General features: G+C 40.3%; 10 protein-coding genes. 2 read left to right on the top strand and 8 right to left on the bottom strand.

Annotation, left to right across the window (positions count from 1 at the left end):
- Positions 1-148: 148 nt before the first annotated feature.
- The 7 genes from DPF93_RS08205 to DPF93_RS08175 all read right to left on the bottom strand — a co-directional run bounded on the left by DPF93_RS08205 (position 149) and on the right by DPF93_RS08175 (position 11,748).
- Complete coding sequence (locus tag DPF93_RS08205) at positions 149-1,738, bottom strand: SGNH/GDSL hydrolase family protein (protein ID WP_114765728.1); 1,590 nt, start codon at positions 1,736-1,738, stop codon at positions 149-151.
- Positions 1,739-1,960: 222 nt separating this feature from the next.
- A complete protein-coding gene (locus tag DPF93_RS08200) occupies positions 1,961-5,896 on the bottom strand; it encodes an Ig-like domain-containing protein (RefSeq protein ID WP_114765727.1) in 3,936 nt (1,311 codons plus the stop codon).
- Positions 5,897-6,845: 949 nt separating this feature from the next.
- Positions 6,846-7,532 (bottom strand): response regulator transcription factor, encoded by a 687-nt coding sequence (locus DPF93_RS08195; RefSeq protein WP_114765726.1) that lies wholly within the window; start codon positions 7,530-7,532, stop codon positions 6,846-6,848.
- 317 nt (positions 7,533-7,849) lie between these two features.
- Entirely contained in the window at positions 7,850-8,992 is a 1,143-nt protein-coding gene (locus DPF93_RS08190; protein WP_114765725.1) for a mandelate racemase/muconate lactonizing enzyme family protein, read from the bottom strand.
- Between the two features lie 192 nt (positions 8,993-9,184).
- Positions 9,185-10,141 (bottom strand): DMT family transporter, encoded by a 957-nt coding sequence (locus DPF93_RS08185; protein ID WP_114765724.1) that lies wholly within the window; start codon positions 10,139-10,141, stop codon positions 9,185-9,187.
- A 102-nt stretch (positions 10,142-10,243) separates the two neighbouring features.
- Positions 10,244-11,419, bottom strand: a complete 1,176-nt coding sequence (locus DPF93_RS08180; RefSeq protein WP_114765723.1) for a UxaA family hydrolase — start codon at positions 11,417-11,419, stop codon at positions 10,244-10,246.
- Positions 11,419-11,748, bottom strand: a complete 330-nt coding sequence (locus tag DPF93_RS08175) for a UxaA family hydrolase (RefSeq protein WP_114765722.1) — start codon at positions 11,746-11,748, stop codon at positions 11,419-11,421. Before DPF93_RS08175 ends, DPF93_RS08180 begins: the two co-directional genes overlap by 1 nt.
- A gap of 154 nt (positions 11,749-11,902) precedes the next feature.
- On the opposite strand from DPF93_RS08175, the gene DPF93_RS08170 reads away from it, so the two are divergent.
- Both DPF93_RS08170 and DPF93_RS08165 read left to right on the top strand, forming a co-directional pair.
- The gene (locus DPF93_RS08170) at positions 11,903-12,559 is read left to right on the top strand and encodes a GntR family transcriptional regulator (protein WP_114765721.1); all 657 of its coding nucleotides are present in this window, start codon (positions 11,903-11,905) and stop codon (positions 12,557-12,559) included.
- A 376-nt stretch (positions 12,560-12,935) separates the two neighbouring features.
- Entirely contained in the window at positions 12,936-14,447 is a 1,512-nt protein-coding gene (locus tag DPF93_RS08165) for a sensor domain-containing diguanylate cyclase (RefSeq protein WP_244204702.1), read from the top strand.
- Here the strand turns inward: DPF93_RS08165 and DPF93_RS08160 are convergent.
- Positions 14,440-15,363 (bottom strand): histone deacetylase family protein, encoded by a 924-nt coding sequence (locus DPF93_RS08160; protein WP_114765827.1) that lies wholly within the window; start codon positions 15,361-15,363, stop codon positions 14,440-14,442. The two genes, DPF93_RS08165 and DPF93_RS08160, sit on opposite strands and share 8 nt — an antisense overlap.
- Positions 15,364-15,453: the final 90 nt, after the last annotated feature.

Raw genomic sequence — 15,453 nt, 5'->3', positions numbered from 1 at the left:
AATATAAAAAAGCCGCCTTCTAAGAAGACGACTGAAACTACCTAGTAGATATAGAATGAGAAAGCACTAGAACTGTTTAACAACAGTTCTAATTTTTTAGTTCTAGTAACACTGCGTTAACTCATCATAAAAATACAGAAGTCAGATATTACTTTAGAATAGCGGGAGCACCACTCCGTTTTATATGCTCATAAATAAGAGTAGAATACTCTGCCTGACCATCAGCAGTAGGGTGCACTGTATCTTTAATTATTGTCGTATCTGGTTCAAGAGGGTCATTGGTACCATCAGTAGACCAATTCATATAGTCTACAACTTCAACTTCTGGATATTCTTTCTTAAATACTTCGCTTATCCATGTATTTATTGCAGTGGCATTCCTACCTTGCTCCGCGTTAAAACTAGACCTTGCTCCAATATTTGCCATCACTAATTTAATACTATTACTTCGAGCAGACTCCGCGAAAAACTCATAATTTTCTTGAATAATTTCATTAGGAACATTGTTTTTTATATCATTAGTTCCAACGTGGACAAATACTAAAACTGGTTTCTTAGGGAGTGTTCTTGTTGACCCAAGAGCATCTCCGTAAACGCCATCAATACCTAACACATCACGACCCCAACGCTCTTTTACTTGCGACGAAGTTTGTCCAGATATCCCATGATTATAAACAAAACTACCAGTTTGATGAAGAAGACCATAAGCTAACTGCCCATATTTCGGGTTATTATCTAGGTTATTAGCTACAACTGTTTTATTAATCGTTAATCGACTATCATTAGGAAATCCTGCTGAAATTGAATCTCCAATTACAACAATTTCATTTACTCTATATTCGCATATTGAATACAGCTGCGTATTTCTATTTACATCAATAACCTGATCATTATTCAGTGGTTTTTCTAAAAATACAGCCATTACTTCATTATTCTCGTGATTAACTTCCGATGTATGGACGCCTCTCACTTTTGGGTTCCAACCCAATGATGTTAAGTCGGATTCTTTAATTACCGATAGATACCCCTTTACTGTACCAAGTCTCCAATTATCAACACCGAGTACTTTGTTCTCATTCAAGTAATTACACCAGTTATCTGCTTGACTATTCCTTTGATACAAATCTCCACCTTGTCGGGTAAATGAAACCTGCCCACCAAAATTACCACTGTATGTTTTTAGACCAGGGTTAATCTCTGATTGGCTCTCGTTTGTAAACCCCAATGAGTTTGCTAAAGATACAGATGGACCAGAGATATAAATTGATCCATCAGATAATTTAATAGTCTTCAAGCAGTTTAAATTTTCATTCATATCCTCAGAGTCATTAAAGTCATAACTACAAATGTGAGGAAATATTTCATTGCTTTCAACATCTATTATCACTGCTTCAGATGTTATTCCTCTGAAGTAAACACTTACATCAGCACCTGCCGCTGCTTGTGATTTAACAGTAACCAAGCCTTTATTCATCACAATAGAATCTGAACTCGAATTCCACTCCGCTATAGATGTTATATCTTCGACACTACCGTCATCGTAATTAGCAATTGCGCGAAGGTAATTGCTGCTTCCTATTCTAGGAAAAGAAATTTGGTCAACATTAATATCATGTGCATTCACTATGCTTATTGAAGTGGGTATATCGCTATGGTCTTCACTTGAGGGTGAGGTTGATAATTCACTATTACAACCAAAAATTGAACCAATCAGAAATATTAATATTACTTTTTTCATTTAATAAATTGTCTTATATACTTTCTATAAAAAATTAAATTTGGTCACAGCTTAGAGTTAATCAACATATAACTGTGACCATTGATGAGATAGCTGTCTACATGAATAAACAGCTTTATTTGAAGAATAACCTTTATATTAAACAACCATATAAACAAAAACACATGCATTATTTACATCATAGTGTTTTTATTAGATGTAAATTAAATATAACTAGTTAACTTACGGTGTTGTCACTAAATACCCGTTGCTAGCACAATCGACTACGGAAACATTTGTATTCATGCAAACATAAAATTGTTCAGTTTTTCCTTTTTCAGGATACTCAGCAAATGAAGCTTGCGATAAATAATAATCTTGCACACCAGCTATTGCTAGAGAACTTGATGTCGCAGTGGTCAAATATTCCTTTTGCTTTGTTGTATAGCTATGTGTACCACCATTTCCATTACTTCCTAACGTTGAAACTAGGACATTTACACCGGGAACTTGTCGGCCTTGAGAGTCTAAAGCCAACGGTCTTAAATATGCCGGCTTTCTATTATTACTTATAACAAGTACAGAAAGCTTTATATCTGACAGATCACCAACAATAATAGATACCGCATTCGATTTGATACCGTTATCACTAATCAGTTTAATTTCATGCTCTCCTAAATCAGTGCTATTAGCATTAAACGTAACTTCACCGGCTGCATTCGTAACTGAACCATCATGAAGCACAACATCACTCGGCTTAAATATGCTGAGAGCTTCTCCTTTAATAAGGTTCGAGTATTGATCCTTTACAGTTGCTTTAATTTTCACAAACGAGAATTCATTTGATGATTCATAGGGTACATTTTGAGTAAACTTTGCATCATTTATTGCAACTAAATCTATTGTTGCAACCTCACCTGCAACAAATGTTACATCTGCCATTTTGGATTTACCGTTATGCTCAGCAGTAATTGTGTGCGCTTGTGCTTTAGTCGAGGTCATGCTCACTGTTGCAACACCATTCACATCCGTCGTTACTGACGTTGGCGTTGTAAAATTAACGCCTGAACCTGCAAACGTAACTGTCTCATTTGGCACTGGGTTGCTGTTTGCGTCCATCAACTTTACGGTAACCATGTTAGTCGCAACGTTGTCAGCTATGGCATTATCGGTTGTTGCTACCATCGTTGAGTTAACAGTAATGTCAGCTGTCGCACTGTCGGCTATAAACGTCACATCTACCGTTTTAGATTTACCATTATGCGCAGCCGTAATTGTGTGAGCTTGCGCTTTAGTGGCGGTCATACTCACTTTCGCAACACCATACACATCCGTCGTTACTGACGTTGGCGTTGTAAAATTAACGTCTAAACCTGTAAATGTAATTGTCTCATTTAGCACAGGATTACTGTTTGCATCCATCAGCGTAACCGTAACCATGTTTGTCGCATCATTGTCTGCCACAGCATTATCGTTTGTCGCAACCATCGTTGAATTAACAGTAATATCGGCTGAAGAGTTGTTTGAAATAAACGTTACATCTACCGTTTTGGATTTGCCATTATGCTCAGCGGTAATTGTGTGAGCTTGGGCTTTAGTCGAAGTCATACTTACTGTCGCCACGCCATTCTCGTCCGTCGTTACTGACGTTGGCGTTGTAAAATTAACGCCTGAACCTGCAAACGTAACTATCTCACTTGGCACTGGGTTGCTGTTTGCATCCATCAACGTCACCGTAACCATGTTTGTCGCAACATTGTCTGCCACAGCATTATCGTTTGTCGCAACCATCGTTGAATTAACAGTAATATCGGCTGAAGAGTTGTTTGAAATAAACGTTACATCTACCGTTTTGGATTTGCCATTATGCTCAGCGGTAATTGTATGAGTTTGAGCTTTAGTCGAAGTCATACTTACTGTCGCAACGCCATTCTCGTCCGTCATTACTGACGTTGGCGTTGTAAAGTTAACGCCTGAACCTTTAAACGCAATTGTTTCACTTGGCACAGGATTGCTGTTTGCATCCATCAACGTCACCGTAACCATGTTTGTCGCAACGTTGTCTGCCACAGCATTATCGTTTGTCGCAACCATCGTTGAATTAACAGTAATGTCGGCTGAAGAGTTGTCTGCGATATACAAGACTGCGGCATCATAGGGCATATTTCCTGACTGTATAGTGAATGCAACATTACCTGCTACTGAGCTCCTCAATTCAATAGATGCTTTACCATCGGCATCAGACTTTACCGTTTGAGTTTGAGTTCCGTTCGTAAATAATGCCCCTGAAGCTTCAGTGCTAAATACAACGTCTTGGTTGGTGATTGGGCGATTAAAATCGTTTACAATAGTTGCCGTTATCACATAACCAACGGCATCCTCTTGCCCTACAGCGGATACTTGTTCACCGTTAAATTCAACCGGACTAATTGGCGTTGCTAAGTAAGTAATAACTCCATTTTGATCTCCTTCTACTATAATTTTCGCAGCTAGTGGCGTTGTTATAATTTCCCCTGATGTTAGAGTAAAGCTCACACTTAGATCATAAATATTCGGGTTATCAGCTTTTCTTGCCATCATGGGCTTAATCTCAGGAGCGACATAGGTGGTTTGCGCTACGATGTCATTTTTAGCTGTTCCTGAAATATGTATTTCTTTGATAAGTGATTTGTCGCCAGTAAACACTAACCAATCATCTAAATGATTACTTGTCCCTTCTGTTGTCACGTACACAGGCTGTTTGAACTCAACACTAAGTTCTTCCTTTTTTTCGCGATATTCTAGACGAATGTTATGGTCACGCTCTACCAAATCATAAATATGTGCATCAAGGTTTGTTGACGCTGCTACCTGATTTGGATCAAGCTGTTTACTCAAAGGAGCGCCAAGTCGGAAAGTTAGATTTGCGCCTAAGTTAATTCCCGAATCACCTCCTTTTTCATGTTCATAACCTGCACTGAAAGTCAATATTGGAACAGGTTGATAGTTTAATGTCGTAGATAGCTTATAGAGGTTATCAATTGGCTCATCACCATTGCTAACTTCGATATAGTCACCAAAAAATTGTTGATATTGGGCGGATAGAGATAAGTGTGGATAGCTTGGCAGATATGCTTTTGCGTTGACATCAAATCCTTCAGCAGGACGCTCTTCTAGTGTTGAAGAACCAAAAGCTTCAAACGAATCCGGGCTCTCTTTCCAATCAGAAAGAGGAAAATAGTAATTACCAGAAAACTTGACAAAATCTCGCGCATATTCTGAGCCTAAACTTACTCGCTGATGATAGCGAGTTAAATCATAATCATAGAATGCATTAAAACCATACAATGAATTGTCTGTTTTGTTGCGATAACCAATACCTAGATGGGCAAAATCTCGTCCGTTGTAATGATCATCACTATTTAGCACAGCACCTGGTTGTAGAAACCAAGTAGAGCCATATCCCTCAGTTTCTGCACTGAAAAAGGGAATAAGCAAATCTATTTCACCAGACTTTAAATTAAAACTAGAATCAAACTCAACATGCACTTGTGCGGTACCATATTGTGATAGCCAGTCTTGAGCATAGTTAGACGTAAAGCGACTTGTTTCTTTGCTAGCATAATCTAAAACTTTATCTTCAATGTCTGCTCCATTATCAATATCAGTAATAGCCTGAGCTGCAGTAGACAACTCGTCAGAATACTTAAAATCGTTAGAACTATCAGCATTATCATGGGCAAACAACGAACGTGAATCGCTCTGGTTATCTGGACGACTAAGAAGATAGAGACTGCTTTGGTCAAAATAAATAGGAAAATTATCAATGCCTTGATTTTTTAGGGCTTGACCGTACTCGATAACAAACTCAGGGTTCACAGGACCAATAATTACGCGGTATGCGTTAGTTTGCCATGGAGCTGTTGAATTTAGCACTTTCACCTCTAGAGATGGTGAAAGTTGTTTTGCTTGGATAATAACATCATCCAACCATTTTAAATCGGGTTTATCTCCAGAATAAGCATGAAAATAGATAGGATATTCAAAAATGGAAACTCCCCCATCTTTTAGTGGTGGTGATAAATGCATTCCTTGCTTATTTTCAGAATATGAAAGCTTAGGGAACGCATAAACAGAGGGCGATATAATTAGTGAACAAACTTGTATCATTAACAATATATAACTGGTTATTTTTTTCATAGCTAGGAACGTAGAAGCATTATTAGGAATGCGAAAGATGGCAATAAAAAAAAACAACAGCAACAATATTATTTAATGGTTACGATTATTATTTATTTAATTAATTTTTTGTATTTATAAAACAAAAACTTAGACATTAAGATAAAGATATTTTTCTAAAAAAAATAATGGGATAAAAAAGAGATAGGAAGAATTAGATATGATTTTTTGACATCTTCGCGTCAACTTAACCATATTTTAACCTTAACCAGATATTAACCTTGATAGTATATTTACGTCAAGTTTAAAAATAAAAAAACTCTATCTCATTCTCCGATTTGGCTCAGTAAGTTGTTTATCCCATCCTAAACTCACAAAACGAAAATTAAAACAAGTTACTGATATCAAAAGGAAAAACTCAAAAAACCACAAATCTAGCCTTTAGACTGTTACATAGAAGGTAAAAAGAGTGGTAGTAGTGGAAGCGTCGAGTACGACGAACATTACATTTCGCGCTCAAAACGAACACACATTAACTCATAGCTACAGAATTAAGTTTATCGAATGTCAGCTGCGGTGAAATAATCCGAAGATTGCGCAAGTAGACCCTCAACAAATCGTAACTATCGTTGGCGATAGTGTTTATTATATGAGGTTGCGAAAAACACCATGCACATAAAGCAAGATTTAGCGCACATTCAACTGAGGGAGTCCGAAGCCTTATAGTTACAATAAATCATCCCCCTCAATCTAAGAGACAACTGGCAGGGCTATATCGTTCAAACACGCGCTGGAAAAAGAAGTACCGATGTCTTAAATGTTTGATCTCTGAGGCGGCGATATTCCGAGTGGGGAAACATCTGGACAGTAAAATAAATTCACGAAATTACAATACCTAAGTTTGCGAAACTTACAGCAAGATAAAAGCACTGAACATAGAGTATAAAGCAAGTCCACCGGAGAGCACCTACTATTCATCAAGTGCTTTTAGACAGAATCCCTGACTTTTAACTGTATGTATAAGTTTAGTACTGTATTCAGCATCTATAGCCTTCCTTAAGTTAAACATGTGAACCTTCAAACTGTTAGTTTCTGGTTGATCATCACCCCAAATTTTATTGATAATAACTTTCTTATCTACAACAAATGGTGATGCTCTTGAAATGATTTCTAAAATCACATAACAAATAGGCGTTAGGTCTATTTTTTTTCCTGAACGAGTTACAACTTTTTCGTCATAATTAATAAAAAGATCATCTAGTTTAAATATTGAAACCTGACCACTTTTTCTTTTAGAAAGCACTTTAACCCTAGCTAATAGCTCTTCAAATTCAAATGGTTTTGTAAGGTAATCGTCTGCCCCCACTTCAAACCCTGTCAATTTATCTTTTAAAGTGTTACATGCCGTTAGCATTATAATCGGAAGGTTAAACCCTGAAGATCTCAGTTTTTTTGATATTTCCAATCCTGATATTTTTGGCAAGTTTACATCTAACACCAAAAGATCATAGTGATTATTCTCTACCAACTTCAAAGCACTCATTCCATCTGAAGCAAAATCACAAATGATATTTTCCATACCAAATAATTCAATTAATGTATTAACTAAATCTTGGTTATCTTCGACTAACAGTATACTTAATTTGCTTTCTAACATATCTCATCCACTCAATAAATAGTGACCGTGAGATGACTTATCTAACTTTGTAAATAAGAACACTTACATCACATCACATCACATCACATCACATCACATCACATCACATCACATCACATCACATCAATTTTATCATTATGACCAAATCGTCAATCATACTAACATTAACCATGTATTTACCCTACAACTTGCTTGACGCATAAAAAAGAGGCAACCAATGGCTGCCTCTTTGTCGTTATTTCTGTTCCAATTTTTCGTCAAAGCTGACTATGACGATAAACCAGGATAAGACCCAAACTCTTATCCTTACGCGTCAATTAGTTTACTCGGTACTTAGCGATGATCTCTTCGTCAAGCTCAACACCCAATCCTGGAGTGTTTGGTACTGCTACATAACCATCTTCAAATGCGATTTGGTTTTTCACTAGAGAAGTAAACAGTGGGCTTGTGCTTTGCGAGTACTCAATTAGGTCGCCATGTTCACGAGATGCTAGGAAGTGTACCGTTGCTGCAATCAGGATACCGGTTGAGAAACCGTGTGGAACTAGCTTCATACCAGCCATGTGTGCCATATCGTAGATCTTCACCATTTCAGTGATACCACCACAACGTGTTACGTCTGGTTGAACAAAGTCAGCACCCGATTTTTCGATGAAGTTAGCGAACTCGTAACGCGTAGTTAGCGTCTCACCACCAGCAAGTTTTTGCGAAGTAGATTGAGAAACCTTACGGTAGCCAGCCAGCACGTCATCAGTAATTGGCTCTTCAATCCATAGTAGGTTGAATTCTTCTAGCTTCTTAGCCATCTCAATGGTGTGACCCGCTGTGCGCCATGCGCTTGCTAGGTCAATAGCGATTTCAACGTCTTTGTTGATCGCACGTGCCGTTTCACACACTGTCTTGATGATTTCGTAGTCAGTTTCTGCGTTTTTACCTAGCGGACCACCACCAAATTTTAGCGAAGTGAAACCTTGAGCCAGTAGCTCAGTTGTACGAGCAACGTTCTCTTCTTTCACTGCTGACGGGATAAATGTACCGTATGCGCGGATCTTCTCACGGAATTTACCGCCTAGAAGTTGCCATACTGGCACTTTGTAGAACTGACCAGCGATATCCCAAAGCGCCATATCGATTGCTGAGATAGCGTGGATCATAGTTGAGCGACGACCTGCGTAGTGCGTGCCGTTGTACATCTTAGTGTATAGACGTTCGATTTCTAGTGGGTTTTCACCGATCAGAAGACGCTCAAGACCTTGAGAAGAACCGTGGCTTTGTGTCGCTTTGATACAAGCTTCAATCATCATTGGTGAGCTGTCAGATTCACCCACACCAGTGATACCTGCGTTAGTGTGAACACGGATTAGTACGCCATCTTCACCCCATTCACACGCCTCATCAAGAGCTGGAACGCGCAGGTGGATAACTTCTACTTCAGTAATTTTTAATTCGTTAAATAGCATGGTAATTCTCTACTATTGGCAATAATTCAGTGAATACCCAAGCCACCTCTCGCTGTAGGCGCAGCGATAATGAGGCAACTCAGATAAATTAATTCTTTCAGGGTTAATCAAATTGTGGAGCGATTTGATTTTTGGGGGAAAGCAGCTGCCAGACCTTGTGCTGGCAGCTTATTCGAGGCGAACTACTTTTAATTAAGCAGCAGCTTCTTGAACAACTGGTTTCTTAGTGAAACGGTCGCCCACAGTGTAGATACATAGTGCGATAACTACAGTCACAACACCTGCCAGTTTTTGCAGAGTCATTAGCTCACCTAGTAGGAAGTAAGCTACGATCATCGCGAATAGCGGTAGAACGTTTAATGCCATTGTTGTGATAACTGCGTCTTGAGTTTTCAGTGTCGCGACTTCCCATAGAGCGTATGCGATACCTGAACATAGCAGACCTAGCGATAGAATCGTCGCAATGTGTTTACCATTTTCAACTAGCACTGCTGCAGAGCCAAAATCAGCACCTGTTACCAGACCGACAATAAGTAGAGCGATTGTTGCTGCACCAAATTGGTAGAAACAGCTAGAGAATGTATCGTAACGAGAGTTTAGATCTGAACCGAACTTACCAAGAATGTAGTTGTAAGTTACGAAGCCAAGTACGCCGAATAGTGCGAATAGGTGACCTAGGTTAAGACCTTGAATTTTGTTCGATGGGTCGTAAGCAATCACGCCAGCACCCACTAGAGATAGCACAACTGCAAATACTTTAGGTGCAGATGGCTTGATTTTATCAATAACAAATACCGCAAGCATAGTTAGGAACGGAGCCATACCGTTGATAACACCGATCTCACCAGATGAGGTGAATTCATAAGCTAGGATAGTGAAGTAGAAGAATACCGCTTGCGCAGAAACACCTGCTGCAGCCAATAGAAAACCGTCTTTTTTGCTTTGGATTTTCTTCAGCGTATGCTTCTTAGAGAACATAAATAGAACAACAAAACCTAGTGTTGCAATCGCGTAACGCGCAACGGCTAGAACAACAGGATCTAGCTTACCAGCTAGTACACCGCCAAGTGGGAATGAAGCACCCCATAGGGCAGCACAAACAAGAGCAATGGTTAGACCAAGTGATTTATTTGGAGCAGGTTTACTCATTTCTTTATTCTCATATAAAGGCGTTGCATTAACGCCTTTTGGATAACCCAAGCAATTTCTCGCTGTATCACTCAAGAGTTACTTGGGTAAACAACGTAATTTTTATTGTGGGCAAATACCGATAACGTGCTCTAGACGTTGATCTTTTTGGTACAGAGAAGCGTAAGCGAAACCAACACCTTCTAGGTTGGTAGGCTCACCATTGGCAACATCAAACACGCGCTTAACGATCTTGTTCGATACGTTATCGATAGTGTCTGTTGCGTCCATGATTCCACAAGCGTTGATATCCATATCAGCCGTAATTAGAGAGCTGTTACCAGACACTCGGATTACTGGAACGATTGAGTTATTGAAACCTGCAGCACCTGCAGTCCAAAGAATTAACTGACAGCCAAGAGAAGCGAAGTGCATTGCAGCACCACCACATAGCATGGTTGTTTCAGTTAAGTAGAAACCAGGAGTGGTTGGTTTCTCACGGTGAATGTGGTTGATACGCAAACAATCTTGAATTGGACGCGTACCCGTCTTGTGCATTGCACCTTGTGATTTTTCATCGATAGTCGTTAGACCGCCAACACTGTTACCGATAGACATGGTTTCTGTGCCTTCGATTACGTGCCAACGTTTTAGGTCTTCAGCGATCAGACGTTCAATTTTCTCACCCACTTCAGGTGTTACTGAACGCTCTTTTAGGATCTCTTCACAACCTAGTAGCTCAAGCAGCTCGCCCGCCATTGTAGTTGCGCCCATGTCGATTAGCTTGTCAGAAGCTGCACCAACAGATGGATTAGAAGCTAGGCCACTTGATGTGTCTGAACCACCACATTTGATACCGATACGCAGTGCAGAAACTGGTGCGTCAACACGCTCTACGCTATCTGCGTATGCTTTTAGCTCTTTTGCCAGCTCAATACCATCTTTAATTGTCTCGATAGTACCTTTGTTCTTGATTACTGTTAGCGTGTGAACCGGTAGACCTTCTTTACGCACTGGCTCTGCAATCATTTGTGGGTCGATTGAACCACAACCCATTGCGATAACCAGTACGCCTGCGATGTTCGGGTTAGTTGCTGTGTGGATGATGGTGTCGATCATCTCTTCGTTACCACCATACATACAGGTGTAGTGGTTAGTGACAACAACTGAGTCATCAATTTCTTTACTGATGTTACGTGCGATACCTTCACAACATTCATCAATAGCAACAATCATTACGCTGTTACGGATACCAAATGTACCGTTTGGACGTGGGTAACCTTTAAATGTGCTAGTCATTATTGCTCGATCCCCATTTGCTTGATGATTTCTTCGATGATTGCTTCTGGAATGTCTAGGCGTTCGCTGCGAACGTTTTGGACATGAACAAGTTGACCGAGTGGGATTTCAACAATCGACTTACCGATAGAGTGACCACATTTCAAAATGTGTTCATCGTTCGCGATATCGCCAAGCGCAATCTTGTTGCCAAAAGTGATCTTTTGTAGCGCTTTGATCTCTGCGATTACTTCGTTGTCTGCTGAAATGATCTCAACTAATTCGTGTTTTTCTACATCGCCAAGTAGCGTTGCTACGTTGTCTGTAGAAGAAAGTTTTATTGCTTTCATTGTATTTACTCTGTCTTATCGTTAAACAGTTAATTGTCCATTGTCCGACAATCGGCATTATACAGTTAAACAAACGACAAAATATGACTAAAGTCACAACTTGGTGTAATATTTTTGAATATTCTGAAATGCGTGTGACTAATGAGTCTGGGAAATGAAAATAAATAAACAAAGCCTAGAAGACCAAGCTACTGAATTTATTAAACATATGATCGTCAGTGGTGAGCTTTCGCTAGGAGAAAAGATCGTTGAAAGTTCTTTATCAAAACAACTAGAACTTTCGCGCAGTACAGTACGAATGGCACTCAACACCCTCGCCCATGAAGGTTTAGTGGTGCAAAAACCCTATGTTGGTTGGCAAGTATTCGATCTTTCAGATGAGGATTTGTGGGAGTTATACCATCTTCGTGTGGCAATTGAGTCGCAAGCTGCGGTAATGGCGGCTGAAAAAGCAACCGCCGAAGACAAATTAGCTCTGCGTCAGGTCTATGATGAATTTTGCCAGCTATGCGAAAACGGATCATTGGAGTTAGTGACAGTGTGCCAAAAGGACTTCGAACTGCATCGAAAAGTGGTTGAGATCAGTACTAGCCCTAAATTTCTTAAGATTTACGATCAAATCGCTAATCTGCTTAAGAGCTATATCAAGCTTACGCACACCGATTATGACTTGTCACAGAGTGCGGTGAGCCACAAAGGTATTGTCGAAGCAATTATCTGCGGCGATGGTGAACGTGCGCGCTTTGAGTCAAAACAAAACATCACAACTTTTACCGAATTAGGTCGCCTCACCAATCTAGCCAGTGCATAAAGACTCACTAATTAGATCGTGACAAATAAGATGCTTGGTCACTCACCGAGCATCTTAACTCCTGCCCGCCAAATACTCTCCCCTACCCGCCTTTTAAGCAAAGAGCGCAGTTCGCGTAAACAAAACGTGTAAACTTTATCCAACACACGATAAATTTTTATCGTCAAAACAATGAGTTTTATTGCTACCAATATGTGACGTGTATCACTATAATACGCGCGTTTTAAATTTCACTGTCCACCCTTAAGTTATGAACTCGTCTGATTTAAAGTTTTTCCTCACTCGATTTTTCGTCCTATTTAGCGCGTTTATACTGCTGTTTCTTGCCATGTTCACTTATCACTCCAAGCAAGAACTCGCCTCGGCTAAAAGCAATATGAAAGTAGAACAAAGCGCTCTGCTCGAAGGTAAGAAAAACTATATCGAATGGGTGATTGGTTCGGTAGTGAAAGAGACCGCGCTACTAGCGGATCTGCTCGGGCAACAAAAGATCTATAAAGCCGGTGCTGATCTGGATGAGCAAACCAAAAGCCAGTTGCTACAACATACCAGCAATGCCCTTTTAGCGATGAGTCAACGTAAAGAGATCTATGATCAGATTCGCTATCTCGATCTCGATGGCAATGAAATTGTACGCGTTAATTTCTACGATGGTAAAGCACACCTTATTACAAAAGATGAGCTGCAAAACAAAGCTCACCGCTACTACTTTCAAAAAGCAATGGCGCTAGGATGCAATCAGGTTTATGTCTCCCCAATCGATTTGAATATGGAACATGGCATGATTGAGTTACCACATAAACCGATGATACGTATGGCAACTCCTGTGTTTGATGAGCAAGGCAAAAAGCGCGGTATCGTTATCATCAACTATCTGGCTAAGTATCTGATGGATGGTCTGCGTCTGTTCAACCTCGACAGCGGCACTAACTACATGTTGATCAACAGCAATGGCTATTTCCTGTTTAATGATGAAAGACCGGATCTTGAGTTCGCTTTTATGTTTACAGATAAGCAGGATCAAACCATCTATAAAATGTTCCCAGAGCTTGCTGAGCAGATCAAAACCACTACATCAGGTCAGTTAGAATCGGACTCTGGGATCATGACGGTAGAGTCTGTTGGGGCGATTGATCGAGTAAATCCGTATTGTTTCCAAGATTTCCACGTATCAAACAACGATACGACGGCATGGAAATTAGTGTCTTACGCTGACTTTGAAAAACGCATCGATGTACAACATCCAACCGACTTTCACGGTACAATAATACAATTGGCGGCTTTGTTGAGCGTGGTATTGGCACTGTGTATCGCAACTTATCAGCTAAGGGTGCATCGCGATGATCGACGTATCCACTATCTTGCCCATTACGATAGCCTAACGGATATTTATAACCGTGGAGCGTTTCAAGCGAAGTCGCAGAGCGTGGTGGATAAAGCAATCAAAGCGAAAAAATCACTCTGCTTAATCTTTATTGATTTAGACGATTTCAAAGCGATCAACGACAACTATAGCCACCAAGCAGGCGATAAAGCGTTAAAACATGTCGCTAATGCTATCAAGCAAGTATTCGGTGAAGGTGCCGTCGTTGGGCGCATCGGAGGGGATGAGTTTGCCGTGCTTTTACATAGCGCAGCTCACCTATCTGACGTTCAAGAGAGTGCAGAACGCTTGATTGAGCAGATACAGCAACCATTAGAAATCGCGCCTAATACGTTCATTAATGTCGGAGCAAGTATTGGCGGGCATTTCTGCAGTGGTGCTTGTTGTGAAAGCGACGAACTCATCCACCATGCTGATACCGCTATGTATCAAGCCAAAAATGCAGGGAAAAACTGTGTCGTCATTATGGACTGCGAGCAGTCTAAGCCATCTCGCGCTAGCTGAATTGACTGTCGAAAGCCGCATTAAGTAATTGCATGTGCATTGGGACCAGCTCCTGATGCACACTGCGATAACCGCCCCCTACAACACAGGCAATCGGTAATCCTTGCTGCTTTGCCAAGCGAAGCAAAAAACAATCTCGTTGATACAAACCTTGCGTTGAGACATTGAAGTAACCCAGCTCATCATCAATATGAATATCGACCCCTGCATCATAAATAATAAGATCTGGACGATGAAGATTGACGGCGGTTTGCACCACGCTGTAAAAATGGTCGAGAAACTCAAGATCACCAGTTTCCCTCGCCAAGGCGATATCAATATCTGAGTGTGGCTTTTTCGCTGGGAAATTCTTATCACAGTGGAATGACAGAGTAACAATATCATCCTCGTTAGCACACAAGGTTGCGGTGCCATCACCATGATGAACATCGCTATCGATGATCAGCACTTTATCTATCTGCGGGAATTCTAAAGCGCGTTTGGCAGCCAAGACTAAGTCGTTAATCAGGCAAAATCCCGATCCAAAATCGTAGTGGGCATGATGATAGCCGCCACTTAAATGAATCGCGATACCATGTTCAATGGCTAACTCGACGCTTAAGCATGTACCACCCGCAGAGGTTAAGGTGCGCTCAATCAGTTGCTCACTCCAAGGAAAACCTATGCGGCGCATTTTTGCGGCTGGTAGTTGGTTGCTAAACAGCGCTTGGATATAGTCTGGGTTGTGAACTTTCTGCACTTGTTCGATAGATAACGCACTTGGCTCGACAATGGAAAATTGCCCTAACCAATTATGGTCCTGTTGCTGACGCTCAAGTAACGCTTGATGCAAAAGCTGGTATTTGCTGATCGGGTAACGATGCTCAGCAGGTAAATCAAGCTTTGAATAGATAGGATGGTAAACAATCGGGATCATAACAATCGTCGTGGTAACAAGGCATAAGCTCATGTTAACAGCTTGAAATTAAGCTGCAAAAAAGATTTAATTGATATTAATTATCATTTT

Source organism: Vibrio rhodolitus, assembly GCF_003350325.1.
In the GTDB taxonomy this organism is placed as follows: domain Bacteria; phylum Pseudomonadota; class Gammaproteobacteria; order Enterobacterales; family Vibrionaceae; genus Vibrio; species Vibrio rhodolitus.
This window is presented reverse-complemented; position numbering and strand designations above follow the sequence as displayed.

What these genes read in the sequence shown, in the direction of transcription:
- DPF93_RS08165 (WP_244204702.1), top strand. Translation starts at nt 12,936, where the DNA reads ATGAAAGTAGAACAAAGCGCTCTGCTCGAAGGTAAGAAAAACTATATC.
- DPF93_RS08170 (WP_114765721.1), top strand. Translation starts at nt 11,903, where the DNA reads ATGAAAATAAATAAACAAAGCCTAGAAGACCAAGCTACTGAATTTATT.
- DPF93_RS08200 (WP_114765727.1), bottom strand. Translation starts at nt 5,896, where the DNA reads ATGAAAAAAATAACCAGTTATATATTGTTAATGATACAAGTTTGTTCA.
- DPF93_RS08160 (WP_114765827.1), bottom strand. Translation starts at nt 15,363, where the DNA reads ATGATCCCGATTGTTTACCATCCTATCTATTCAAAGCTTGATTTACCT.
- DPF93_RS08195 (WP_114765726.1), bottom strand. Translation starts at nt 7,532, where the DNA reads ATGTTAGAAAGCAAATTAAGTATACTGTTAGTCGAAGATAACCAAGAT.
- DPF93_RS08205 (WP_114765728.1), bottom strand. Translation starts at nt 1,738, where the DNA reads ATGAAAAAAGTAATATTAATATTTCTGATTGGTTCAATTTTTGGTTGT.
- DPF93_RS08180 (WP_114765723.1), bottom strand. Translation starts at nt 11,419, where the DNA reads ATGACTAGCACATTTAAAGGTTACCCACGTCCAAACGGTACATTTGGT.
- DPF93_RS08190 (WP_114765725.1), bottom strand. Translation starts at nt 8,992, where the DNA reads ATGCTATTTAACGAATTAAAAATTACTGAAGTAGAAGTTATCCACCTG.
- DPF93_RS08175 (WP_114765722.1), bottom strand. Translation starts at nt 11,748, where the DNA reads ATGAAAGCAATAAAACTTTCTTCTACAGACAACGTAGCAACGCTACTT.
- DPF93_RS08185 (WP_114765724.1), bottom strand. Translation starts at nt 10,141, where the DNA reads ATGAGTAAACCTGCTCCAAATAAATCACTTGGTCTAACCATTGCTCTT.